This window comes from Segatella copri, assembly GCF_026015625.1.
Lineage (GTDB): Bacteria > Bacteroidota > Bacteroidia > Bacteroidales > Bacteroidaceae > Prevotella > Prevotella copri_H.
In genome coordinates this window covers 1352683-1375743 of sequence record NZ_JAPDVG010000001.1, presented here as the reverse complement: position 1 = coordinate 1375743, position 23061 = coordinate 1352683, and the positions used below count along the sequence as shown (strand labels likewise).

Below are 23061 nucleotides of genomic sequence, written 5' to 3'. Positions count from 1 at the left end.
TTTTTATGATGCAAAAGTATTAAAAAAAACGCAAACTAGCAATTATATTCGGGATAAAAAGCTATCTTTGCACCATAAAATTAATATTTATCAAGTTATGCAAGTAAATTTAGCAAATTTTAATGAGATTCATCGACCAATTTACGTTTTAGAGGAAGAACGTTTGCGACACAATCTGTCGCTCATCAAGAGTGTGGCTGAGCGTGCCGATATGGAAATTATTCTAGCTTTTAAGGCTTATGCTCTTTGGAAGACATTTCCGATTTTCAGAGAGTATATTTCTTCGACCACGGCCAGCTCTCTTAGCGAGGCAAAACTGGCGTATCATGAATTTGGCAGTAAAGCGCATACTTTTTCGCCGGCTTATACCGATTATGAGATTGATGAGATAGCACAATGCTCAAGTCATCTTACTTTCAACTCGCTTACGCAATATGAGCGATATCATGAACGGGCTCGTAGGGCAAATTCTGACATCAGACTGGGATTGAGAGTAAATCCGGAATATTCTGAAGTCGGAACATTGCTGTATAATCCGTGTGCACCTGGAACCCGATTCGGTGTATCGGCAGATAAATTGCCTCAAACTTTGCCTTCAGATATAGAAGGATTCCATTGTCATTGTCACTGCGAGAGTGGGGCGGATGTCTTTGAACGTACGTTAGCTCATATCGAAGAGAAATTCTCTCCTTGGTTTCCGCAGCTGAAATGGATCAATTTCGGTGGAGGTCATCTGATGACCAGGAAGGATTATGATGTGGAACACCTTATTAATATAATAAAGGGATTTCATCAGCGTTATCCTCATCTTAAAATTATCATGGAACCTGGTAGTGCCTTTGGGTGGCAGACCGGGCCGCTTGTAACTCAAGTAGTAGATGTGGTTGAGGATAAAGGTATCAGGACAGCTATCATAAATGCCAGTTTTACCTGTCATATGCCCGACTGTCTGGAGATGCCGTATATGCCAGCTGTCAGAAATGCAGAAACCCTGGAGGTTGATGATCCGACGAAGGCTCCTGAGGGTGCACATATATATAGAATAGGTGGCAACAGTTGTCTGAGTGGAGATTTTATGGGCTTCTGGAAATTTGACCATGAATTGCAAATAGGCGAGAATGTTATTTTCGAAGATATGCTGCATTACACTACGGTAAAGACAAATACCTTTAATGGAATCACTCATCCATCAATAGGAATCGTACATTTAGATGGAAAATTGGAAACTCTAAGAGATTTCAGCTACGAAGATTATCGCAGTAGGATGGATTAGTATAATTTTCATTTTTCCCGATTTTTCTGCCGGATGAGTTTAAAAATCGGCAAAATAAGGCTTAAAATGTGTGTTTTGCTCACTAAAAAGGGCAAAATGCACATTTTTTTTCAAAAAAATCGAAGAAAAGTTTGGTAATTCAGAAAAAAGTAGTACCTTTGCACTCGCATTCAGAGGAATGCTCCTAAGTAATAGGAAAAACTGCGGAAATAGCTCAGTTGGTAGAGCACAACCTTGCCAAGGTTGGGGTCGCGGGTCCGAGTCCCGTTTTCCGCTCATTTTTTGGAAACAACATCAAGCTTTATCTTGGTTAGATAATTGATGGCAATATACTTGGAGAGGTGGCGGAATTGGTAGACGCGCTACTTTGAGGGGGTAGTGACAATTGTGTCGTGGGAGTTCGAGTCTCCTCCTCTTCACAGGTATTGTTATCTTACATGCGGAAATAGCTCAGTTGGTAGAGTACAACCTTGCCAAGGTTGGGGTCGCGGGTCCGAGTCCCGTTTTCCGCTCGATTATTTTTTATAATAAACCAAGATAGGTTTAAGTTTAGGGCCCAAGTGGCGGAATTGGTAGACGCGCACGTTTCAGGTGCGTGTGTTTCACAACGTGCAGGTTCGAGTCCTGTCTTGGGCACAATGTTTAATTAGCTTAGTGTTGGAGAGGTGGCGGAATTGGTAGACGCGCTACTTTGAGGGGGTAGTGACAATTGTGTCGTGGGAGTTCGAGTCTCCTCCTCTTCACTTTTATTGTTGTTTTTATAAGCGGAAATAGCTCAGTTGGTAGAGCACAACCTTGCCAAGGTTGGGGTCGCGGGTCCGAGTCCCGTTTTCCGCTCTTTTTTTGAACTCGAGAAACATACCCATTTATGAATTTATATTTAAGATATTTTGGTCAGGAGACATTAGTTACTAGTGTTGATGATGCTATTGATTTTTTAAAGAGTATTCCTGAGATTGAGATGGATGCGGAGCTAGAGGCAGATGTTCGTGAGTATGCCGCTAGCGATTTGACGTATCCAAAAAGATATAAGGTACGCCCACGTGTTTATTTTATTGTGATAAAGACTACGGCGCAAACTATGCAGGATTTTAAGGATAAGAAAGCATTGCGTACTCCTACTCCTGCAGAGAGAATGGAGAATCCTGTTGTTGCCAGTTTGGCTCAAGAGGCTCCAGGCTGGTATGAAGGATCACTTGATTTCAAGCGTGTTGTGATGGTACCGGCTACAGGAAAGTTTGAGTACCGTGATACTCATTTCGTTGCGGATGTTAAAGCTGAATCAGGTTTGGATTGTTACAATCGCATCGTAGATTATCTGCGCGATTGTGTAGATTCACGCAGCCAGTTCCCATCTGCAAAAGGTAAGAATTTCCATTTCCGCTATCTGGGAATGTGGAAATAAAATATTCAGAAATTTAAAAGATTCGTGTCATGAACAAGGTTATGCTAATTGGTAATGTAGGTAAAGATCCTGACATTCATTATTTCGAAGCAGATCAGGCAGTAGCTCAGGTCTCTCTTGCAACTACAGAGAAAGGATATACTTTGCCTAATGGTACCCAAGTGCCAGACCATACAGATTGGCACAATCTTGTTTTTTATCGTGGGCTTGCAAAGGTAGTAGAGAAGTATGTGCATAAGGGTGACCGCCTTTATGTGGAAGGAAGAATCCGCTACCGCTCCTATGATGACAAGCAGGGTAGAAGACAATATATTACAGAAATCTATGTAGATAATATGGAGATGTTGAGTACTCGCCCTGCTACTAAAGAACAATAATTATTAATTTTTAGCTCAGAAATTGGATATATCCACCATAACTGATGCCTTCGGTGATGTGATGCTGATGCAGCCTTCCGCCGGGGTTATTGTAGCTGCTGTACTTGCAGCTATATTGTTAGGCATGTCTGCTTTTGCCAGTGGTTCCGAAATTGCTTTTTTCAGTTTATCACCAACTGATGTTGCGGAACTTGAGGATGAAAAGACTGATGCCGATAAGAAAATACAGATGTTGCGTGATGATTCTGAACGTACGTTGGCTACCATTTTGATAACCAATAATTTTGTGAATGTCACAATCATCATGCTCCTTAATTATGTATTCGCAGGAATCGTAGAGTTTGGTCCTAAAGCTTATTGGCTTCAGTTCCTGATTATTACGGTTATTCTTACTTTCTTGCTTTTGCTTTTTGGTGAGATTATGCCGAAAGTGTATGCCCGCCAGGATCCTCTGAAGTTCTGTCGCCGGTGCGTAGGGGGAATTCTGTTTGCCAGAAAGTTGTTTTGGCCTTTAGAAACGATCTTGCTGAAAAGTGGAATTCTTGCAGAAAAGATTATACAGAAGGAAAATCATGTGCTGAGTGTTGATGACTTGGAACAAGCTCTGGAACTGACAGATAAGAATGATATCAAGGACGAGCAGAGCATGCTGAAGGGTATCATCCGCTTTGGCGATGAAACAGCCAAGGAGGTGATGACCAGCCGACAGAATATTGTTGACCTGGATATCCGTAGTTCTTATCCAGAAGTATTAAAGTGCATTGAAGAGAATAATTACAGTCGTATTCCTGTTTATCAGGATAATACAGATAATATTCGTGGTGTACTGTATATCAAGGACTTATTGCCTCATCTTACGAAGTCTTCCAACTTCCGTTGGCAGAGCCTGATTCGTCCTCCTTACTTTGTTCCTGAAACCAAGAAGATAGATGATCTGCTTCGCGATTTCCAGGACAACAAGGTTCATATCGCCATTGTGGTAGATGAGTTCGGAGGTACATCGGGTATTGTTACTCTCGAAGATATTCTGGAGGAAATTGTAGGTGAGATCAATGATGAATACGATGAGGAGGAGAAGTTCTACTCGAAATTAAATTACAACACCTTTGTTTTTGAAGGTAAAACGCTTCTTTCTGATTTCTGTAAAATCCTGAATGTAGATGACGAAGAGTTCGAGGAGGTTGAGGGTGATGCTGATTCTCTGGCTGGTCTGCTCTTGGAAATCAAAGGCGATTTCCCAAGTATGCACGAGAAGATAGATTATAAGAACTATACTTTCGAGGTTATGCAGATAGAGGAGCGTCGCATCAGCAAGATTAAGGTGACGGTACATCCTTTGAAAGATAACGTGGAGGATTCTTCTAAGTAATCATCAGTATTCATCAATATCAGAATATAAAAAATATGGCAGTTGTCAATATACGAGAAGTTTATCCGGGAGTGAGTCTTGGTTTATGGCAGATGGATGAAACTGTAGAACAGTTGTTCGAGCAGTATTCTCATCTGCAGGCTTACCGCTCTCAGTTGGAAGAGAAATATAAGAACGATGGCAGGAAACTGGAGTTTCTTGCCATTCGTGCATTAATGTATGAGATGCTCAAGACGAATGGGGCTTCCAAGGGCTTGCTTTCTCATGCAGGTGACATTACCCACAACGAGGCTGGCAAGCCATTGTTCCGTGGTTATCATATCAGCGTTTCGCATACCAAGAGTTATGCTGCGCTTATCCTTTCCAAAAATCAGGAAGTGGCGGTGGATATCGAATACTTCAGCGATAGGGTAGAGCGCATCGCATCCAAATTCCTGCGCAAGGATGAGAAGGCGGAAGATCTGGATGCCAAGCTGGTGCATTGGTGTGCCAAGGAAACGGTCTTCAAGTTATTCTCTGAAGAAAATCTAATGTTTGAGGATATGCGGGTGAAGCCGTTTGATACGATGGCAGATTGGTCGTGTGATGTGGAGAATCTCAAGAGCGGAAAGATGGCGCATGTAGATTTCGAGTTAACCATGGAATTTGTATTGACTTATGCTGCGTTGTAATATTCTGTCCATCTTCCTGGCATTCAGTCTGTTGGCTGGAGCACAGGATTGGAAAGTAGTGAGAGAGAATCCTCAGAAAGCTTTTCCGAAAACCGTGGCTGCGGGCAACTACAGTGGCATTGCTCATCTGCATGATGATATCTATGCGGTGGTAAGCGACAAGTCGGATAGTGCCCTGTACTTCAACTTCCGGATTCAGGTGAATCCCAAGACCGGCGAATTGGAACAGGTAGAGAACCTTGGGTTTACCGAGAGAACAGATGGAACGCTGAACGACGGAAAGTTTTGGCAGGGGCAGGAGAAAGGCTTTGACCACGAAGCCATCGTGAAGGCTTCTGATTCTACCTTGGTGATAACAAGCGAAGGATATTGCCGTTTAAAGGAGTATCCTGTTCTGCCTACTTCGGCTAATGCTCCCAAGATTAGCTATCAGCAGAACCTTTGGGAGAGCAGATGGCCTTCTTCTGATTTTTATCCCAATTATAATTTTGAGTCTCTGGCTTTTGATTCCGTCCGTCAGTATCTCTGGACGATTCCTGAGAGCACGCTCCGCAAAGACGGACAGCCTGCTACTCCTCAAAACGGATTGGCCAACCAGCTTCGTTTGATGAGGTATGATTGGGGAAAAATAGAGGAAAATCGTAACAAGGAAGAGTATAGCGAGCAAGAGAGTAGCAAGAAAGCCTCTCGTTACATGACAGCCTATGCCTATCAGATGGATCAACCTTCTACCCATAAGAAAGCAGATATCTATGTGATGGGTGTGAGTGAGCTTTGCGCCTTGCCCGATGGACAGCTTCTGGTTTTGGAGCGTGAGGCATTTATCCCGAAGATTAAGATTGGGGCTTTCTGCAAGTGTAAACTCTATCAGATTAATCCTTTGAATTCTGAGGAGTTTGCTTTGAAAGAGAAGTTTTCATCAGATACTCCTTTCTTGAAGAAGAATTTGCTTGTGGAATGGAAAACCGGCTTGTCACTTTCCAAGCGTTCCTTTGCCAATTACGAAGGTATGTGTCTGGGACCCAAGCTGGAAGATGGTTCCCAGGTTGTCATCCTGCTGTCTGATTCGCAGGATCAATATGCTGGAGTATTGAAAGACTGGTTCAAGACGATTGTCATCAGAAAGGAATAAAGATGTTATGTTGTAATCTTCAATCTCGTCCATAACCATCTAGGTATGAGTCGCCAGAGGAAGACGAGGATATCATATCTCCAGTCTATCACCTTTACTTCCTTTCCGTTTTCGATGGCATTCACGATGTGCTTCGCCACATCTTCCGGTTTGAGCTGTAGCGGATAGCTGCTGCCTGCGATAAGGTCGGTCTTTACAAAACCTGGTCGGATATCTGTGATTGCGATGGGGAGATGACGCATCCGTGCCTGCTGCGACAGGCATTCCAGATAATGGTTCTGGAATCGCTTGGTGGCAGAGTAGGCTGGGGCGGCACCGAGACCTTTGGTTCCGGCAATGGAAGTGATGCAGGCAATGCGGGCTTTTGAATTGTTCTGATGATGAGTAGCAAACCAATTGAATGCCGTATCCACCATTCTTGTGAATCCCAAGCCGTTGGTTTCCAGTGTCTTCAACTCCTTTTCTATATCCAGCGTATTATTCTGCCAGCCAATGCCGGAACTATGGAAGTAGAGGTTCATGCCTCCCAACTTATCGATTAGTTCGAGAAGTTGGGCAGGAGCATCGGGAGAAGTCACGTCTATTTGCTGGTAGCAGGTAATGCCGCCCTGCGAAATCAGAGCCTGCAATCTTTCAATTCTTCTTCCGGCAATTCCTACCTGCCATCCTTTTGCAGCAAGCAGTTTTGCCACTTCCATTCCGATGCCCGATGTGGCACCCATTACAATTGCTTTCTTTGCCATATAGTCCTATTATATAAGGTGAAATCTTGATAGTTCTATTTATATAAGGTGAAGTTTGGTCTAACTCTATCTAAATATCTAAATCGCTTTTACTCTTCAGCAAGTCTTCCGCCTTCTTTACGCTTCCTGATTCCAGAATCAGCTGTTTCACTTCCTCGTAGTCCGTATATTGCGGATTGCGTTCCATGAAGATACGGCAGGCACGGTCGATGAGTTTATGATTGATAAGCTTGGCATTCACCATCTTGTTGCCTTCCACCCGTCCTTGTCGAATCTGGAGAGAAGTACTGATCATATCCAGAATCATCTTCTGCGAAGAACCTGCTTTCATACGGGTACTTCCCGTCACGAACTCCGGTCCCGTGATTACTTCTACGGGATAATCGGCTGCTTGGGCGATGGGAGCATGAGGATTGTTGACGATGCATCCCGTAGGAATGCCAGCCTCCTTGCAATGTTTCAGGATGGCGAGCACGAAGGGTGTGGTGCCGCTTGCCGAGAAGCCCAGCACGAAATCCAGCTTTGAGATATGTTTATCGCAGAGCTGGTGCCAACCATTTTCCAGGTCGTCTTCTCTTGATTCCCTGGTTTGCGTAAGGCAGCCGATGCCTCCGGGGAAGATGGCTTGTATCTGTGAACCGTCGATGCCATAGGTGTTCTGCACTTCGATGGTATCGAGCGTAGCCAGTCTTCCGCCCGTTCCGCAACCTGCATAGAAGAGTCTACCACCCTTCTTCAGCTGCCCTTCAATGGCGGAAATCAGTTGGTTGATGGTGGGTAATGCTTCTTCTATCGCCAGAGCCACCTTCTTGTTTTCTGCATTGATATGAGCGGTAAGTTCTTCCACGCTCATCTTTTCCAGATGTTCGTAGAGCGAACTCTGCTCTGTTATTTTCTTTTCTTCTTTATTTGGCATATTACTTTATCTTTAGGGTGTAGATTTAATGTAATGAAGCCTAGATGGTCGCGGAGGCTATGGCTTGCAGTCATCTAGAGAGTTCTATCATGATGAGACCTATCATCCGATGGGCTCCTATTCTTCTGCCAGGAAATAAACCGGCGCATTCCGGGAACCTTCTTTAATCAGAAATCCGGATTTTTCCAGTTTCTTCAGCCAGTTGAGTGCTGTCTGTTTACGGATATGAAATTCCGCTTCTAGTACTTTTCTGTTAATGGAACGGTTATGCTGCAGATACTCTCTTATTTTCTCCTTCAATGCATCTTCAGAGAAAGGGTAGGAGCGGGAAGTATATTGTGATTTCTCGAAATGGGTATTATATTTCACCTGTTTCAGCAGGTCTGCATTGGGGCGAAACTTGATGCCTCTTACGCTTACATATTCAGCTCTCACTTTATTGTCGGGTTTCAGGTCATCCATATCCAGATCTACCGAGAGCGAGAGATAACCTATTTCCGGAATGTTGACACGTCTTCCATCCTGCAGGTCTTCTTCTATGATATCACGCAGTTTCATGAGTACGGACGAAACTTCTCCTTCTCCCAGACAGCTATGTCTGGCGATTCGGCTGATCATCTCCTTGTCAGTCATAGCTGTTTGCTCAAAGATATGGGCGAATCGGCGAGTCTCTTCATTTCCTCCTGCATTGGGAAGATAATGGATTTCATATTTAATAGCCATCGTTTTCTTCTTTCTGTTTAGCGATACAAAGGTAATCTTTTATTCTTAAACTACCAAATAAAAATGGCACTAATATGGATGAGCGGTTTGATTGATACGAATGAGCGGTGCTATTGATGTGGGTTAGAACTGCTTATCAATAGGAATAAGCATCGTAAGAAGCCTTTATAAGTTGTCGGAAGAAGTAGGATAAGTTGTTGGAACAGTAAGTATATGTTGCCGGGAAAGTCACTTCCGTCAGTCGCACAACAGCTGTTGTGCGCTTGCATATCAGCTGTTATGCGCTCGCATAACACGTGTTGTGCGAGTGTAAAACAGTTGTTGTGCAGTAAAATTTGTAACTCCCTTTATCATATTGCAATTCCTTCCTTATTTACGTTATGATTGAATAAGGTATAATGGTTCTCCTCCCATTCTTTTTGGGAAAAGAGTACAGGGTTGATGATTTCATCAATATCCCAGCCTAATTCTCTTAGTGGATAAGAATACTTATCGTAGGTTGTGCTTGTAGATAAGGTTCCAGGAGCTTACCTTATTTTTTTATCACCAAATCTGCGAGCACGATGGCAGATTCCTTCTCATCCCTAGGTGCATCCTTTGACTTCCATGCCACGATGAAGCGGATTCGGGCAGCGGTTACCTTGTAGCCTTTCAACTCCCATTTGCCTAGTTTCTCTTTCATCTTGATGGAGAGCTGGGCTATGTCTCTGCCTGTTGATGGGAGACAGAGGCAATGGTCGTGATAGGTTAGCGGCATACCGCTTCTCAGGCAAAGGATAGCGTCCTTGTGAGGCTTGGAGAAGCCCAGGTTTATATCCTTGTGTGAGAGCTGAAGCACTATTTCGTTGGGCTCATCGTAGGCTTGGGCATCATAGAGATGCTGGGCATTTTTCAGACTGTCGAAGAGATTGCCGTTGGTGTGGATGGTTAGTGTACGCTTGGCACGGGTCATGCCCACATAGTATCGGCGCAGTATGTCATCAGTAGGATGTTCGGGATGGGTAATGAGCATCAGTACATGGTCGAACTCATGGCCTTTTGCCTTGTGGATGGTGCTGACCACAATGTCTGATTTCGAGATGTCACAGAAGTCTTCTACTGATGATTCGAACACGAACTCCCTCAGGTCGCTGTAGTACTTGGCACGATTGGTCTGCTCAAATATCTGGAGGCTGCGGTGCAGATATGGCAATGCCTGGCTGGTGGCATACTTTTGGAATGTCTGCTGCTTGGTTGTTTCCCAAATATCATCAGGGATGATAGGGGATTTCGTCTCCTTGATGCCTTGGTCTATCTTCTTCAAGAGGTATCTTACCTCTGCCAGATTCCAGAAGCGCAAGCCGTCCATTGATTGCACCAGCTTGGCCTTGATGCCATGACTGTGAAGAAGAGCCAGCATGATGACTGCCTCTTCATTGGTCTGCGTGAGGATGCTGATGGTTTCGTTCTTCTTGCGGGAAGATGCATCGGCTTCTTTTGAAGTGTTACTTCCCAGTAATCGCGTAACATCTTCTAGGATAGGCTGATACATATAAGCCTTTTTCTCCTGAATCTCGTATGGATGCTTCACGATTCTTACCTCTCCATCTTCTTGACTCATGGAGATGATAGGGGTAGATTTGATTCGTTGGCGGATGTTTCGGGCAAAGTCGTTGGCAGTATCCACGATGTGGCGAAGGCTGCGGTAATTCTCGGTCATCTCGATGAAACGGCTGTGTTTTGTCTGGGTCAATTCATAGAGATACCGCGAGTTGGAACCTCTAAACTCATAGATGTTCTGGTCATCATCTCCTACGGCAATCACCCTCATCTCTTCGTTGGCTTTCATCAGAGCAGAGACAAGGGCATAGTCATCCTTGCTCATGTCTTGCGCCTCATCGATCACGAGCACGGTCTTGCTGATGCGATTGGGCTCCACTTCTCCATTGTTGATCATTTCGGCGGCTTGCTTAACCACATCTCCAGCCTCATCCAGATTGCCAACCCTGCCCAGCAGGTCGAAGCAGTAGGAATGGAAGGTCTTGATCTCTACGAAATGGGCGGCATTGCCGATGAGTTGCATCAGTCGCTGCTTGAATTCGGTAGCGGCTGCACGAGAGAAAGTAAGCATCAGAAGTTGTTCGTGCTTTACATCTTCCAGCAGCAGGAGAGAGGCAAGCTTATGTACGAGCACACGTGTCTTGCCGCTGCCAGGACCGGCAGCGACTACGATGCAGCGGGACTCGTGGTCGTCGATGATTTCCTTCTGTCGCTTGGAGAGTATTCCGAAGAGTTTCTTATACTTCGAAGGTGTTACGTTGCGCTCTATCTCAGTCTCCCGGTTGCCCTTGAAGTATTTTGAGATGAAGCAATGGTAGTCCATCTGGAAGTAATCCTGCACATATTGCAGGGCGGCATCGTAATCTCTTACCATCAGGTTGGCATATTCGCCCACGATGTGAATCTGCTGAATCTTCTGCTTGTAGAATTCGTTGAGCATGCGGTAATCCTCCTGCTTATAGTGGAGGCGAGGTTCCTTGATGCGTTTAATTGCCATCGCATTGTAAAGCACCAGAAATCCTCCTTCCAGCTTCATGGCTCCTATCTTGGAGAGATAGAGCAAGGCTTCCTCCACGTCTTCCAACTGCAGGGAAGAGAAGTCGGAGAAGAGTGACTGGTTGCTGGATTTCAGATCGTTCAGAAGTTCAACTACCGAGAATTGAAGAGGCTTCTCTTTTCTATTGTCTGTTGCGCCAGAGGCTTTTCCTAAACCTTTTTCTTCAGAAGGATTCTTTTCTTCAGAAGAGCTGTTGTTGCTCTCTTCTGTTATAGTTTTACTGTTTTCTTCAGCCAGGCTGTATAGTCTTTCGATGATGAATCGGCAAACCTCAATTCGTCTTTCGAATCGCTTGATGATGGTCTCTATATCCTTGTCTCTTGTCACGATAAGATTGCGGACGCCGTCTTCCTTCTTGTGCGCATATCCCTTTACTGCCAGGAAGTATAGCAGTGTGCGGATTTTCTTTTCTGTTGAAGTGTTGATGCCGTCGTGTACGGCATTGTCATTGAGTTGCTTGTATGTGATATGCAGCGATTCATCCGGGATATGTTCCAGAATGTATCTTTCCAGTTTGGCGAAGTTTTCCAGCATCTGCTGAGGCTTGCGTTGCTTGTTGCTGATGTCTTGCAGATAGGCAGAGATGTCATGGGTATCGGCAAGGATGCCTTCCTGTCGCATTCGGTCAACGGAGGAGATGACGTCTCGCTTGCTGAGTCCTAGGATGTCGGCGAGGTAATCGATGCGGGATTCTGCCTCGCTATCCTGTGCCTTGGCTATATGCTTCTGGGTGATGAGCGACTTGATGATGCGTATGGCATTCTGCATCTCATCTTCAGAGAACAGGGGTGATTCGGTGAGGCGCAGTCTTGCCTCGTCCATGTTCTTGACGGTGATACCTGTGGCATAGACGTGCGGAATGTTGTTGCCACGCTCTATGTATCCGCTCTGTTCTAGAGCAGAAAGGGCGGTGCGGACACGGGTTTCTATGTCGGATACCGAGTCATCCCAACCAGCTTGACGGGCTATCTCCAGTGCCGAACAACTTACATGTGGACGCTGCTTGGTAAAATCCTTAATGGCTTTCCATACCTGTTGTATCTCGCTGATGCTCAGCTTGGTTTGGTTGAGCAGGATGAAGTGCTTGTCCAAGTCCTCATCGCTATAGAGTACATAGCATTTGGCATTGAGGTGTGGGTCTCTTCCTGCACGTCCTGCCTCCTGTACATAGTTCTCCAGAGAGTCGGAGATGTCGTAGTGGATAACCAGACCCACATCGCTCTTATCTACTCCCATACCGAAGGCGGAGGTGGCAACGATGATTCTTACCTTATCGCTCATGAAGGCATCCTGATTGTGTATCTTCTCATCAGCATCCATCTTGCCATTATAGGGCAGGGCGGATATACCGTCACGTGTCAGCTTCTGGGCGAGTTCCCGGGTTCGCTTGGTGCGGGATACGTAGATGATGGTAGGGCAATCAGCCTGCTCTACCAGCGAGCGCAGGAGATTGTATTTGTTGCCGTCACTATCTACGTGGATAACGGAATAGTGCAGGTTGGTACGTGAGGCTGATGAGGCGAAGAGCTGGAGATCGGTGCCCAGCCAATGCTTGAAATAGTCGCAGATGTCCTGCACCACCTTCTGTTTCGCAGTGGCGGTGAAGCAAGATACGGGTATCAGGGTTTGACCATGGTTGCGGGTCATGGCATCCTTGCCAAACTTGCGTTCCTGATATTCCTTGATAAATTTACCGATGTATAGGTAATCCACCCGGAAGTCTTGTCCCCATGCAGAGAAGCAGTGGGCTTCGTCAATGACGAATCTCACCACATGCCGTGCCATGAGGATGCGCTCGATGGTTTTGGAGCGCAACATCTCTGGTGCTATATATAATATGGTGGCATCTCCACTCTGCACTCGTTCGATGGCTAGGGAGCGGGAGATAGGGTCGAGGAGACCGTTGATGGTTACGGCATCGGTGAAACCGCGGTCTGCGAGGTTATCTACCTGGTCTTTCATCAATGATTGCAGAGGCGAGATAACCACGGTGAGTCCATGTATGGTTCTGCCATCCATCAGGGCTGGCAACTGGAAGGTGAGCGATTTGCCGCCACCTGTAGGGAATATCGCCAATAATGACTTACCATCCACTGCAGCCTGCGATGCCTGTTCTTGCAGCGGTTCGCCGTCATAGGTACGGAAGGCATCATAGCCGAAGAGTTGTTTCAGGTTGTGATGAATGTCGAGCATGCGGTTGCAATACTCGCAGCCATCGGTGCATTGGGTATGGCAGAGCATATAGATGATATGTTCTACTTCGGGATAATGGAAGAGTACCCAACCTGGGGTTACAGATTGGTAATCGTCTGTGCCTATGAGGGCCAAGGCGTATGCCAAGCCGCAAGGCGACTGGGCTGCAAGTGCCGGAATGTCGGCATGGGCGCAAATATGATTCTTGTATTCAGAATGAATGAATTCTGAAACTTCTATGATTGCATCATCCTTTTCGATGGCTCCCACATACATCAGGAATCCTCTGAATTCCTCTTCATTCTGGAGCAGCAAGGTGAAGATTTTCCTCTTCCTTTCTGATAATTGATTCCATGCAGCGATTTCATCCATCAAAAGCTCCTTGGCTTTCTCGCAGTCGGTGACAGGATTGTTCATCTGCTCGCTCATCAGTTTGTCGTCCTTTACCAGATGATGGTAAGGGCGCTTGGGGAAGAGGAGTGGGGAGAGATAGAGGGTATCTATCAGTATGCCGTTGAGTTGGAGATAGCGGGCATCGTGATGAATGAGGTTATGACCGCAGATATAGTCAACCTTTCCTTCTTGCAGGAACTTGTTCAGTGCCGTCTGCGATGCTTGGTGAAAGTTGGCTCCGTCATAACGCAATGCTCCGATATCATGTATTTTATGGTCTTTCAGTCCCACTTCGGTATCCACGAAGGCAATGTTCCTGCTTCTGGCATCTTTCTTCTTGATGTCAGAGCTTACGGTGAGATTGTTTTTCCTTTCAAAGAGGCGACTGAATATTGACATAATAAACGTTTCTTTTTTGTTTCTTAGATGTATCAGAAAGCTGTCTTATCTATGCATAGACCATACCTTCCTCTATGATGTCGCAGGCAGATATTTTTATCTTATGCTTTTTTGATTATCCAATTTTCGATATTCCCAGTTTTACTGTCGAAGTTGATGCCGACCGATAGTCTGTAAGCAGAGAGAATATGACGAAGAGCATCTGCTACCTCCTTGTTAGGAACATCAAGAACGTAATAGTTGTAGTCTTCATGATATTCCTTGATTGTGATATATCCACTTTGGTAAAGCAGCGGCATGATGGTTGGCATATTCTCCGTAGGAGCATCAAACTCACTGGCATCAGCCTCCACTCGTGTGATGAAGTCTGTAGGAACTACCTGATATTTGCGCATCATATTGATGAGATAAGTTGGAGTGCCGGAAGTAAACCAATAGGATCCGAACTTGTTTTCAGCAAAGCAATTCAGCAGGCTATATGGATTGAAGATATCAGGTGAGAATCTTGTAAAATGATAGCCGTCATAATTCTCTTTCAACTTGTCGATTACTTGCTCTTTCGTTATGTTTCTTCTTCGGGCAAGCTCCTCAATATCTTCCGACATCTGCATCAGAAGTTCTTCTTTGGTGATGCCACAGATACCAGCATAGTCATCATTCATGGATATGTTGGTGATGTTGTTCAGTTCGCTGAAGATGCTGATTTGCGAGAACTTGGTGATGCCTGTCAGGAAGACAAAGCGCAGTTTTGCTTCGCTGTATTTCAAAGGACTGAAGAAGTTGCGCATGATATTGCGTAAGGTATCCAATTGTTCTTTCTCGTGAGCCACATCCAGCATGGGTGCATCATATTCATCAATAAGTACGACTACCTGTTTTCCGGATTTCTCGTATGCAGTATTGATTAGTTCTGTCAATCGGTTATTGGCATCAATTTGTGGCTGTGTGATACCCCATATCTTCTCTTCTGTTTCCAGAATGAATGCGAGATATCTCTCCAGCTGTTCTTTATTCATGTGTTTGCCTCCGCTTAAATCAAAGTGGAGCACAGGATATTCTGTCCACTCCTTTTCCAGCTTTTCGATGGCAAGACCATTGAATAAGTCTTTCTTGCCTTCAAAGTAACTCTGGAGGGTGGTTAGAAATAGGGATTTTCCAAAGCGGCGTGGACGTCCCAAGAAGAAATAGGTACCGCTGGTGTGAGTCAGGCGGTAAACGTATTCCGTCTTGTCGATATAGAGCTTGTTTTCCTTGCGGATTCGCTCGAAAGTCTGTATGCCTAATGGATATAACTTAAGTGCCATAATCTTCGATGTTTATATTTCCACCGCAAATATACAATTAATATTTGATATATGCAAATAATCAAGCGCTTTTATGTTCTTTAACAATTTTTCGTGCAGTATTCATGCTGGTTTCATATCTATATATAGATAAATTATGCAAAATAATATACTCATGGATTCAAATATACAAACTTTAGTATTTAAAGCAAAACAAGGAGATAAAAGTGCTTTCAGCACATTGTATCAGATATATTATCCTAAAATGAAAGGTATATGTATCAATATTCTTAAAGAGGACAAGGATGTCATAGATGATCTTGTCCAAGATGCATTTATACTAGCGCTTGTATCTTTGAAAGATTTGAAGAATCCTAACAGATTCGGTCAATGGCTTACAAGTATAACTTCTAATCTTGCATTAAAATACAAAGAAAAGGGTAATACATTTAGGTATATTTCTTTATCAGACATAGATGAAAGTGTGATTGACAGCTGTGATGATTGTAGAAATACAGTATCTTCTATCCAATACGAGGATATTATGGCTGAAATCGATAAATTACCAGTTGGATACAAAAAGGTATTCAAGCTTTCTGTGCTAGATGGTTTGTCTCATCAGGAAATTGCAAAGTTGCTTGATATAGCTCCACACAGTTCTTCTTCGCAATTAGCGAGAGCTAAGGCTTTGTTGAGAAACAAATTGAGCCAGAGAACAATACTAATTATGGTATTGGTTCTCATCATTATTCCTGTATATAAGCAACTTATAACCAAAAAACAGCTTATTTCAGAAAATGATACCAATATAATACGCAGACGTAAAATAAAAGGTTCAGTTAGTCCAGCATCAAAGAACGATGTTGACTCTACAAACTGTACCCCAAAGCAGAATCCATGTACTCATTATCACAAGATACTAACCATAGAGACAATAGCAGCAATGCGTGATGACACAACGGAAATAAAACATAATATAATTGCAAATATAACAGATACATTGCAAGATGAAAAGCAGTTTGCTGTAAATAGAACTGATAGTATCTTGGTAAAAGATTCTATCATCGCCCCTAATCTCTATAAGGAATCATGGATTACAGAAAATATTGAGGTTCACAAAAGGAATAAGTGGCAATTACTGGCTGCAGGTTCTTTGGGTACGACTCTTGTACAGAGTGTATGTAAGTTTATGAAAAGTAACGATATTACTAATGATTTGCCTTCTGGTCCGGACCAGCCAACAGACCCAATCAACCCTGCTGAGAAGTATTTCACGACATGGGAAGACTATGCAAAAGAGCTACATCGCATATCCCAGGCAGACCCTACTACAGAAAATGTAGCCATGGCAGATATTGCAGACCACAATAGTGGAGAAATAGTAGAAGTAGAACATCATGACAAGCCAATAACATTGAGCATTGCTGTAAATAAAAACATAGGTAAAAGATGGAGTTTAGAGACAGGACTTCAATATTCTTATCTGAAATCATATCTCATTCTTGGTACTGGCAGCTATCGTGTTGACAAGGAACAAAAGCTCCACTATCTTGGTGTTCCTTTCAAACTGTCTTATCAATTTATGAAGTTCAAGAGATTGTCAACTTATGGTTCTGTAGGCACTGGTATTCTGATTCCTATATATGGAAAAACTGATGCAGATTATATCGTTGAAGATAAGTCTGCATACACAACAGATTGGAAACTGACGCTCCCGATACAATGGTCTGTAAATGCAAACATCGGAATCCAATATCAGTTTGCACCAAATCTGAATCTGTTTATAGAGCCAACCATGAATTGGTACATTCCGAATGGTAGCTGTATTAAGAATGTTTGGACAGAACGTCCATTCACATTTACCGTTCCGTTTGGAATAAGGTTCTCTTGGTAAAAAGTCTCTTTTCGCATGCAGTCTTTTTGGCAAATCTGTATCTATATGATAAAGGTCAAAACATTATATAGATATGCAGAAAAGACATACAGATAGAAGGATGTACTTCCATGATTTGGAAATTACATCTAAAGAGTTTTACATCAGCTACTTGTCAACTTTCAAAAAGTTGACTTCGAAAAGTAGAGTATTAGAGGTGGGTTGTGGCGAAGGAGGTAATTTAGTTCCCTTTGCCCAACTTGGCTGTAGAGTTACTGGAATAGACATAGCTGAATGTAGAATAATAGATGCGAAAGCATACTTTTCGGAAATCTGCGAAAATGCCACATTCGTGTGTTGCGACTTTATGAAATACCTTGCGCCAATCAATGAAGAGGAAAAGTTTGACGTGATTCTATTACATGATGTAATAGAACATGTTCCAACGAAAGGAGAATTTCTGTTACACCTCAAAAGTTTTCTAAAGTCAACAGGCGTTCTCTTTGTCGGATTCCCTGCATGGCAGATGCCGTTTGGTGGACATCAACAGATTTGCCGAAGCAAACTCTGTTCGCACTTTCCGTTCATACATCTGCTACCAAACTCTATGTATAATTCATTATTGAAACTATGCAAAGAGGAAGATGGTACTATAAGCGAGCTGATGAGCATAAAAGAGTGCAGAACAAGTATAGAGTTATTTGAAAAATTGATAAAAAGATGTGAATTCTCTGTTGTTGACAAGAAGTTTTGGTTTATCAATCCTCATTATAAGCAGAAGTTCCAGCTTACTCCATCGCTGTTGCCTCGTTTTGTTTGGAAAATTAAGTATGCAAGGAATTTCTTCACTACTTCTTGTTGGTACATATTGAATTTGAGCAATACGGAAAGTAATACTCTCTTGTAGAGTGATAGAATATAAAAAAGTAAAAAGAGAAATCTCATGCAAGTTTTGAAAACGAGTTGCGTTTATTAATTAGTTATAATCCTTTAATATAAAGAAGCGTATGAAAATTAGAATGATTCTTATGGCATTAGCAGCTTTGCTTTGTTTGGCAAGTTGTAGCGATGATGATTCTGGAATCCAGCTCACTGAAGACGAAGTAACCGGTGATATAATTACTGGTAAGCAGATTGTTATTAACACTCTTACAACCTATACCGATAGTGGCAGCAAGGTGAATGTTAATAGAGCTAAAGGCAAAGTATCAGCAACTTCTTCTGATGATAGTGTTGCCAAGGTTTCGTGTTCTTCAAATGAGTCTGAGAAGGAGATATACGTAAGTGGCGTTTCTGAGGGAAATGCTACTATAACCGTAACCGACTCAGACGGAAACTCTGCTATCTTAAAGGTAGAAGTAAAAAATTGGACTGCCCGTTGGAAGATATATAGAACGATGTATGTGGTAAATAGAAAATGTTTAGTTGAAGGCGTTTCTTCCGAGGATTCCGCTGCTATCGCAGCCGATGCCATAGAGAACGACAAGTTCTATAAATATTATACTTTCCGTACACCTACTAATAATCCTTTTGGTGTTATAACCAAAAGACTTACCATAACTGACAGTGAAGGAAATACTCGTATGGAGGGAGTTCTTAACATCCAACAAAATGCTGATAATACAGAAGTTTGGTATTTGTTGCCTTTCAAAGATTATAGAGCAGTTGTCTTGGCTACATTCTATAGTGACGGTGAGAGTATCTTTAAAGATGTGACAGATAATTATAAGAAGACTTATCCTCACATTAAAAAGGTCGAGCTACAAGCCATTTGTGCAATAGAGGAATTGGAGCCGGACAAATAAGTAAGAGTGTTTCTTGTAATATTTTTGTGGATAAATCCCGAGGAAAGATTTCTAAAGAAACGTTTCCTCGGGATTGTTGTATTTATACAATCCCAAGAGGCTTACGAGGATATCTTCAAAGCAGATTAATATGCCCCTAAAACCTTCCAGTCGTCTATGAGTTTGAACAGGCGGGGCATGGCTGGCTTGTAGCTGTCGGGATAGGTGAGGGAATAAACGAAGAGTATTCTGCCACTCTTGATGAATTTATCGTAATGACTGTAGCCATCTACTCTTACTCCGTTTTCATAGACAGGACCGGAGAGGATGAATGCTTTATCCGATGCCTGCATCGTCCTTTCCGAATGAAGCTTTTGGGCTAGAGAATCGGCACAAGCCTGGAGGGTGTTGCTATAGTTGGGGGTAACATAACTCTCCAGGATGATGTTGGCATGATTGGTGAATGAGAAGCGGGCATAGCCCTGGTATCCCGATACCGAAGTATCCTCCTGCTGGAAGAAGCAAGGATATTTGACAACGTAGCCGAAGTCCGGGTCATTGTATTCTTTCATAGGTGCCATCTCTACCTTGGTTTTGAAATCCGCCATCGGTGTATGCTGCTCTTTCGCTACCTCATGGTGATAGTTGATGATGAAGTTTATCATCATCAGCAAGACAACTGCTATCAAAAAAATCTTCTTCATATCTTTGCTTCTTTTGTATTATAGCTGCAAAGGTATGAAGAAGATGGGAAACTGCCAAATAACAAGTATGACATTTGACTGTTATTTGCCTGACATTTGGCTGACATTTCTGAACTTATCTGATTATCAGTCGGTAAGACTTGCCTCTTTCCGACTCAATCATGAGGTTGCTATTCTGCTCAATCACCGGTTTGATACGGCGAATCAAGGTATAGAGCGTTTCGCTGGCATCCGGTTTCTTGGGCCAAAGAGCATCACAAATCTCCTGTTTGGAGAGTTGATAATGCGTATTGTTGAAGAAGAGTTGCATCAGCTGGTGCTGCATCGGAGTAAACTTGATGGCTTGTCCGTTTTCCTGATTGTAGAAGGAATCCTCGTCTTGAGAATAGCACATGGTGCCGAACATATCAGCCTCATGATTCCAGGGTTGTTTTCTGCGATGATAGTATAGCGATGCAATAGCCCAAATCATAGCCATGAGGGTAAGCGTCAAAGATGTCCGCTGGTTGCTCATACTCAAAACATCTGCCATCGAACAGTTAGCATAACTTTGGATAGAATGCTCGTTGAGAAGCATCTCTTTGCTGCTGAGCAGGTTGGCGCTATTTACCAGCTGGGAATTGTTCTTGCCTCTTCTTCTGTCTTCCATCACATAGCAGAGATTACTGGTCGATTTCAGCAGGTCGATGCTGAGATGTGAGCGGTAGCTCTGGATGGTATCAGGCGTAATCCATTGATATTTATTTTCCTGAAGTGTCAGAGCCAAAGCTTTGTTCATATCTTGTACAATGGCATACTGTGCCTTGCGGTAGTTGCTTACGCTGGAGAATGCCGCAGACATCACAAGGATGGTGAAGATGAGGATGGAATGATATGCTTTCAGTTTCATATTATCTATTCTGTTTAAATGATATACTGTTTAAAGATTCAAATGCAAAAGTACAGAAATTCTATGAAAGATGGTATAAAACTCGATATAATATTCGTTAATTGATAAATGTCAGACTCATGTCAGTCATATTTTTCGCTTTGGTCTTCTCTTTTTGATACCTTTGCAGCTGAAAACAAGTTTTAGAAAAGTATATGATGACAATGAAGAAAAGTAAATTGTTAACAGCTATGGTGATGTTGTGGGCATTGATCTCTTGTGTAGAAATAAGTGCCCAGGAGATCCAGAAGGTATCGAATGATTCTATAGCCTTGCAAGAGGTTGTTGTGAAGGCGGCACGAGTAGTCAACAAGGAAGATGGCAAGTTGATATTCCCAAGCGATATACAGAAGCAGCGTTCTTTTTCTGGTTTTTCGCTTTTGGGAAAGTTAGCTTTGCCTCATATCAGGGTTGATGAGGCTGGTCGTTCCATTTCTGCTACCGATAATAAAGGAGAAGTGCAGATTCGTATCAATGGCATTCTCGCCAATATGCATGACGTGCAGATGCTGGATGTAGCTTCTATTATGAGTGTAGATTATATCGACAGCCCTGGCGTAAGATATGGAAAGAATATTGCATACGTGATAGATATTCATACCCGCAGGGATTCATCGGGTGGCAGTTTGGGCTTCAACTTGACCAATGCGCTAACTACCAAGCTCGGTTCGAACGATGTCTATGCATCTGTCAATAGGGGCAAGAGCCAATTGAATATTTTATATGAGCAGACTTATGTGGATAATAAGGCATCCGAATATAATGAGGATGCTCAGTATCTTCTACATGATGGTTCTGAGTATCAGATATCTCGAAAAATCATGAATGGGGCAACTCAAAATTATGGTAATACATTGCAGTTGAAGTATAATCTGGCTGATTCTGCCTTATATGTATTCCAAACAACGCTTACCACGGATTTCAGCAATCAGCCTTATACATCGAATGAGATGTGGTTTTCTGAATCTGGAAAGCCTGCGTATCCTGTTTACAGAACCAGCAAGGGTAGGGATTTTACTCCTGCTCTCGATTTGTATTTCTATCATCAGTTGGGCAAGCATCAGTCTTTGTCGGCAGATGTTTTGGGCACTTATATTCGAACAAAAGGTGCCTATTATGAAGGTGAGGGCGAACCCTATCAATATCAGGTAGATGGAAAGACCTATTCGCTCATAGCTGAGGCTATCTATGAAAACCGGTTGAAACCCTTTACTTTTTCTGCAGGAACCAACTTGAACTGGAAATATATGGATAATCAGTATTTGGGTGATGTGGTTAGCGAGAATGGTATCCGTTCATTGGGTATTTATGGTTTTGCACAAATCAAGGGTAGTTTGGGACAATTCAAGGAAGGAACATCCCGTTTAACTTATGTGGCTGGCTTCGGGTTGAGTAATCAGACTTATCGACAGGGAGATGAGGATTTTAGTTTTTGGCTTTGTCGTCCGAAACTCACATTGGCTTATTCCTTGACATCTTCGTTTCAGATCCGCTTGGGAAGTGAATTATCACAGCATATTTCGCAGATAGCTATGATTTCGGATACCCGTATTCGAAAAAACAGTATGGAATGGACTGTGGGTAATCCTTTGCTTAAGCCTAACAGTATATATGAGAACTGGGTGGTATTCTCTTTCAGTAAACCAAGGATAAATACTGATTTTACCTTAGAGTATCGTATCAATCGTCATTGTAATTTGGCAAAATACACCCGCACGGAAAATGATCAGTTTCTTTATTCCCAGACGAATCAGCCCCATTGTAATATGTTGTATCTTACGAATGATACCCGGTTTGACATTATCCCCGACCACCTTATATTATCTGTGAACGCAGGTATTGACCGTTTTTTCAATAAGGGCGATGAGTACAGTCATTGTTATACCGCTTATAATTATGGTGGAACATTACAGGGGTATTGGGGAAAATGGACTGTGATACTGTATGCTGATAACGGTTGGAACTTTATGGAGGGAGAGCACATCGGGCATAATCCTCCTTCTTTGGCTGCCTCAGCCAGTTATCATATGGGTGATTTCGATTTTACGCTCTATATGCATAATCCGTTTATGGCTCATCCGAAATCCTATTCAGCAGAAATCGTCAACGCATTACTCCGTAAGCAGGTTTGTGGTTATGACAATTCGGAAGGTAATTTGTTCCGTATCGGTGTTGCCTGGAATATCAATCGGGGAAAGGACTACCGTAAGATACAGCGGAATATCAACAATGAGGAGCGCGAAACGGGTATCTTGAAATAGGTGGCTTTGCTTTCTATATGGGTTGCATGGGCAACAGC

At 43.1% G+C, this 23061-nt stretch carries 16 protein-coding genes, 6 tRNA genes and 1 pseudogene; 16 read left to right on the top strand and 7 right to left on the bottom strand.

Annotation, left to right across the window (positions count from 1 at the left end):
• Positions 1–97: 97 nt before the first annotated feature.
• From nspC to ONT19_RS06195, 12 genes are all read left to right on the top strand, one after another.
• Positions 98–1273, top strand: a complete 1176-nt coding sequence (gene nspC / locus ONT19_RS06250) for a carboxynorspermidine decarboxylase (protein WP_117728720.1) — start codon at positions 98–100, stop codon at positions 1271–1273.
• A gap of 203 nt (positions 1274–1476) precedes the next feature.
• Positions 1477–1549 (top strand) — tRNA-Gly (locus ONT19_RS06245).
• 59 nt (positions 1550–1608) lie between these two features.
• Positions 1609–1692: transfer RNA gene (locus tag ONT19_RS06240), tRNA-Leu, on the top strand.
• Between the two features lie 20 nt (positions 1693–1712).
• Positions 1713–1785 (top strand) — tRNA-Gly (locus ONT19_RS06235).
• Between the two features lie 42 nt (positions 1786–1827).
• Positions 1828–1909: transfer RNA gene (locus ONT19_RS06230), tRNA-Leu, on the top strand.
• Positions 1910–1932: 23 nt separating this feature from the next.
• Positions 1933–2016 (top strand) — tRNA-Leu (locus ONT19_RS06225).
• A 21-nt stretch (positions 2017–2037) separates the two neighbouring features.
• Positions 2038–2110 (top strand) — tRNA-Gly (locus tag ONT19_RS06220).
• A gap of 31 nt (positions 2111–2141) precedes the next feature.
• Positions 2142–2678 (top strand): hypothetical protein, encoded by a 537-nt coding sequence (locus ONT19_RS06215; RefSeq protein WP_264952916.1) that lies wholly within the window; start codon positions 2142–2144, stop codon positions 2676–2678.
• Positions 2679–2707: 29 nt separating this feature from the next.
• Positions 2708–3055, top strand: coding sequence for a single-stranded DNA-binding protein (locus ONT19_RS06210; protein ID WP_022120694.1), 348 nt, complete (start codon positions 2708–2710; stop codon positions 3053–3055).
• A 61-nt stretch (positions 3056–3116) separates the two neighbouring features.
• A complete protein-coding gene (gldE, locus tag ONT19_RS06205; protein WP_181992512.1) occupies positions 3117–4424 on the top strand; it encodes a gliding motility-associated protein GldE in 1308 nt (435 codons plus the stop codon).
• A gap of 35 nt (positions 4425–4459) precedes the next feature.
• Complete coding sequence (locus ONT19_RS06200) at positions 4460–5095, top strand: 4'-phosphopantetheinyl transferase family protein (RefSeq protein ID WP_118255725.1); 636 nt, start codon at positions 4460–4462, stop codon at positions 5093–5095.
• Complete coding sequence (locus ONT19_RS06195) at positions 5082–6227, top strand: esterase-like activity of phytase family protein (protein ID WP_264952917.1); 1146 nt, start codon at positions 5082–5084, stop codon at positions 6225–6227. Before ONT19_RS06200 ends, ONT19_RS06195 begins: the two co-directional genes overlap by 14 nt.
• Before the next feature lie 5 nt (positions 6228–6232).
• Here the strand turns inward: ONT19_RS06195 and ONT19_RS06190 are convergent, their stop codons facing one another.
• From ONT19_RS06190 to ONT19_RS06170, 5 genes and pseudogenes are all read right to left on the bottom strand, one after another.
• Positions 6233–6970, bottom strand: coding sequence for an SDR family NAD(P)-dependent oxidoreductase (locus tag ONT19_RS06190; protein WP_264952918.1), 738 nt, complete (start codon positions 6968–6970; stop codon positions 6233–6235).
• A 70-nt stretch (positions 6971–7040) separates the two neighbouring features.
• Complete coding sequence (locus ONT19_RS06185; protein ID WP_264952919.1) at positions 7041–7886, bottom strand: N-acetylmuramic acid 6-phosphate etherase; 846 nt, start codon at positions 7884–7886, stop codon at positions 7041–7043.
• Positions 7887–8003: 117 nt separating this feature from the next.
• Entirely contained in the window at positions 8004–8609 is a 606-nt protein-coding gene (locus tag ONT19_RS06180) for an HU family DNA-binding protein (protein ID WP_264952920.1), read from the bottom strand.
• A gap of 532 nt (positions 8610–9141) precedes the next feature.
• Positions 9142–14190 carry a RecQ family ATP-dependent DNA helicase gene (locus tag ONT19_RS06175; RefSeq protein WP_264952921.1) on the bottom strand — a complete coding sequence of 1683 codons (5049 nt, stop codon included), beginning with the start codon at positions 14188–14190 and terminating at the stop codon, positions 9142–9144.
• 206 nt (positions 14191–14396) lie between these two features.
• Positions 14397–15494, bottom strand: a pseudogene (locus ONT19_RS06170) (ATP-binding protein); the annotation flags it as partial.
• Between the two features lie 154 nt (positions 15495–15648).
• Here ONT19_RS06170 and ONT19_RS06165 point away from each other — a divergent pair.
• The 3 genes from ONT19_RS06165 (at position 15649) to ONT19_RS06155 (ending at position 19151) form a co-directional block, all read left to right on the top strand.
• Positions 15649–17367, top strand: a complete 1719-nt coding sequence (locus ONT19_RS06165) for a sigma-70 family RNA polymerase sigma factor (RefSeq protein WP_264963853.1) — start codon at positions 15649–15651, stop codon at positions 17365–17367.
• A 73-nt stretch (positions 17368–17440) separates the two neighbouring features.
• A complete protein-coding gene (locus ONT19_RS06160) occupies positions 17441–18253 on the top strand; it encodes a class I SAM-dependent methyltransferase (RefSeq protein ID WP_264952923.1) in 813 nt (270 codons plus the stop codon).
• Positions 18254–18353: 100 nt separating this feature from the next.
• Complete coding sequence (locus tag ONT19_RS06155; protein WP_264952924.1) at positions 18354–19151, top strand: Ig-like domain-containing protein; 798 nt, start codon at positions 18354–18356, stop codon at positions 19149–19151.
• 125 nt (positions 19152–19276) lie between these two features.
• Here the strand turns inward: ONT19_RS06155 and ONT19_RS06150 are convergent, their stop codons facing one another.
• Entirely contained in the window at positions 19277–19834 is a 558-nt protein-coding gene (locus ONT19_RS06150) for a hypothetical protein (protein WP_264952925.1), read from the bottom strand.
• Between the two features lie 115 nt (positions 19835–19949).
• The gene (locus ONT19_RS06145) at positions 19950–20723 is read right to left on the bottom strand and encodes a winged helix-turn-helix domain-containing protein (RefSeq protein WP_264952926.1); all 774 of its coding nucleotides are present in this window, start codon (positions 20721–20723) and stop codon (positions 19950–19952) included.
• 203 nt (positions 20724–20926) lie between these two features.
• On the opposite strand from ONT19_RS06145, the gene ONT19_RS06140 reads away from it, so the two are divergent.
• Positions 20927–23023 (top strand): hypothetical protein, encoded by a 2097-nt coding sequence (locus ONT19_RS06140; RefSeq protein WP_264952927.1) that lies wholly within the window; start codon positions 20927–20929, stop codon positions 23021–23023.
• Positions 23024–23061 lie beyond the last annotated feature (38 nt).

Excerpts from the sequence above, each read along its gene's own strand:
- nspC (WP_117728720.1), top strand. The coding sequence starts at position 98 with ATGCAAGTAAATTTAGCAAATTTTAATGAGATTCATCGACCAATTTAC.
- ONT19_RS06215 (WP_264952916.1), top strand. The coding sequence starts at position 2,142 with ATGAATTTATATTTAAGATATTTTGGTCAGGAGACATTAGTTACTAGT.
- ONT19_RS06210 (WP_022120694.1), top strand. The coding sequence starts at position 2,708 with ATGAACAAGGTTATGCTAATTGGTAATGTAGGTAAAGATCCTGACATT.
- gldE (WP_181992512.1), top strand. The coding sequence starts at position 3,117 with ATGCTGATGCAGCCTTCCGCCGGGGTTATTGTAGCTGCTGTACTTGCA.
- ONT19_RS06200 (WP_118255725.1), top strand. The coding sequence starts at position 4,460 with ATGGCAGTTGTCAATATACGAGAAGTTTATCCGGGAGTGAGTCTTGGT.
- ONT19_RS06195 (WP_264952917.1), top strand. The coding sequence starts at position 5,082 with ATGCTGCGTTGTAATATTCTGTCCATCTTCCTGGCATTCAGTCTGTTG.
- ONT19_RS06190 (WP_264952918.1), bottom strand. The coding sequence starts at position 6,970 with ATGGCAAAGAAAGCAATTGTAATGGGTGCCACATCGGGCATCGGAATG.
- ONT19_RS06185 (WP_264952919.1), bottom strand. The coding sequence starts at position 7,886 with ATGCCAAATAAAGAAGAAAAGAAAATAACAGAGCAGAGTTCGCTCTAC.
- ONT19_RS06180 (WP_264952920.1), bottom strand. The coding sequence starts at position 8,609 with ATGGCTATTAAATATGAAATCCATTATCTTCCCAATGCAGGAGGAAAT.
- ONT19_RS06175 (WP_264952921.1), bottom strand. The coding sequence starts at position 14,190 with ATGTCAATATTCAGTCGCCTCTTTGAAAGGAAAAACAATCTCACCGTA.
- ONT19_RS06165 (WP_264963853.1), top strand. The coding sequence starts at position 15,649 with ATGGATTCAAATATACAAACTTTAGTATTTAAAGCAAAACAAGGAGAT.
- ONT19_RS06160 (WP_264952923.1), top strand. The coding sequence starts at position 17,441 with ATGCAGAAAAGACATACAGATAGAAGGATGTACTTCCATGATTTGGAA.
- ONT19_RS06155 (WP_264952924.1), top strand. The coding sequence starts at position 18,354 with ATGAAAATTAGAATGATTCTTATGGCATTAGCAGCTTTGCTTTGTTTG.
- ONT19_RS06150 (WP_264952925.1), bottom strand. The coding sequence starts at position 19,834 with ATGAAGAAGATTTTTTTGATAGCAGTTGTCTTGCTGATGATGATAAAC.
- ONT19_RS06145 (WP_264952926.1), bottom strand. The coding sequence starts at position 20,723 with ATGAAACTGAAAGCATATCATTCCATCCTCATCTTCACCATCCTTGTG.
- ONT19_RS06140 (WP_264952927.1), top strand. The coding sequence starts at position 20,927 with ATGAAGAAAAGTAAATTGTTAACAGCTATGGTGATGTTGTGGGCATTG.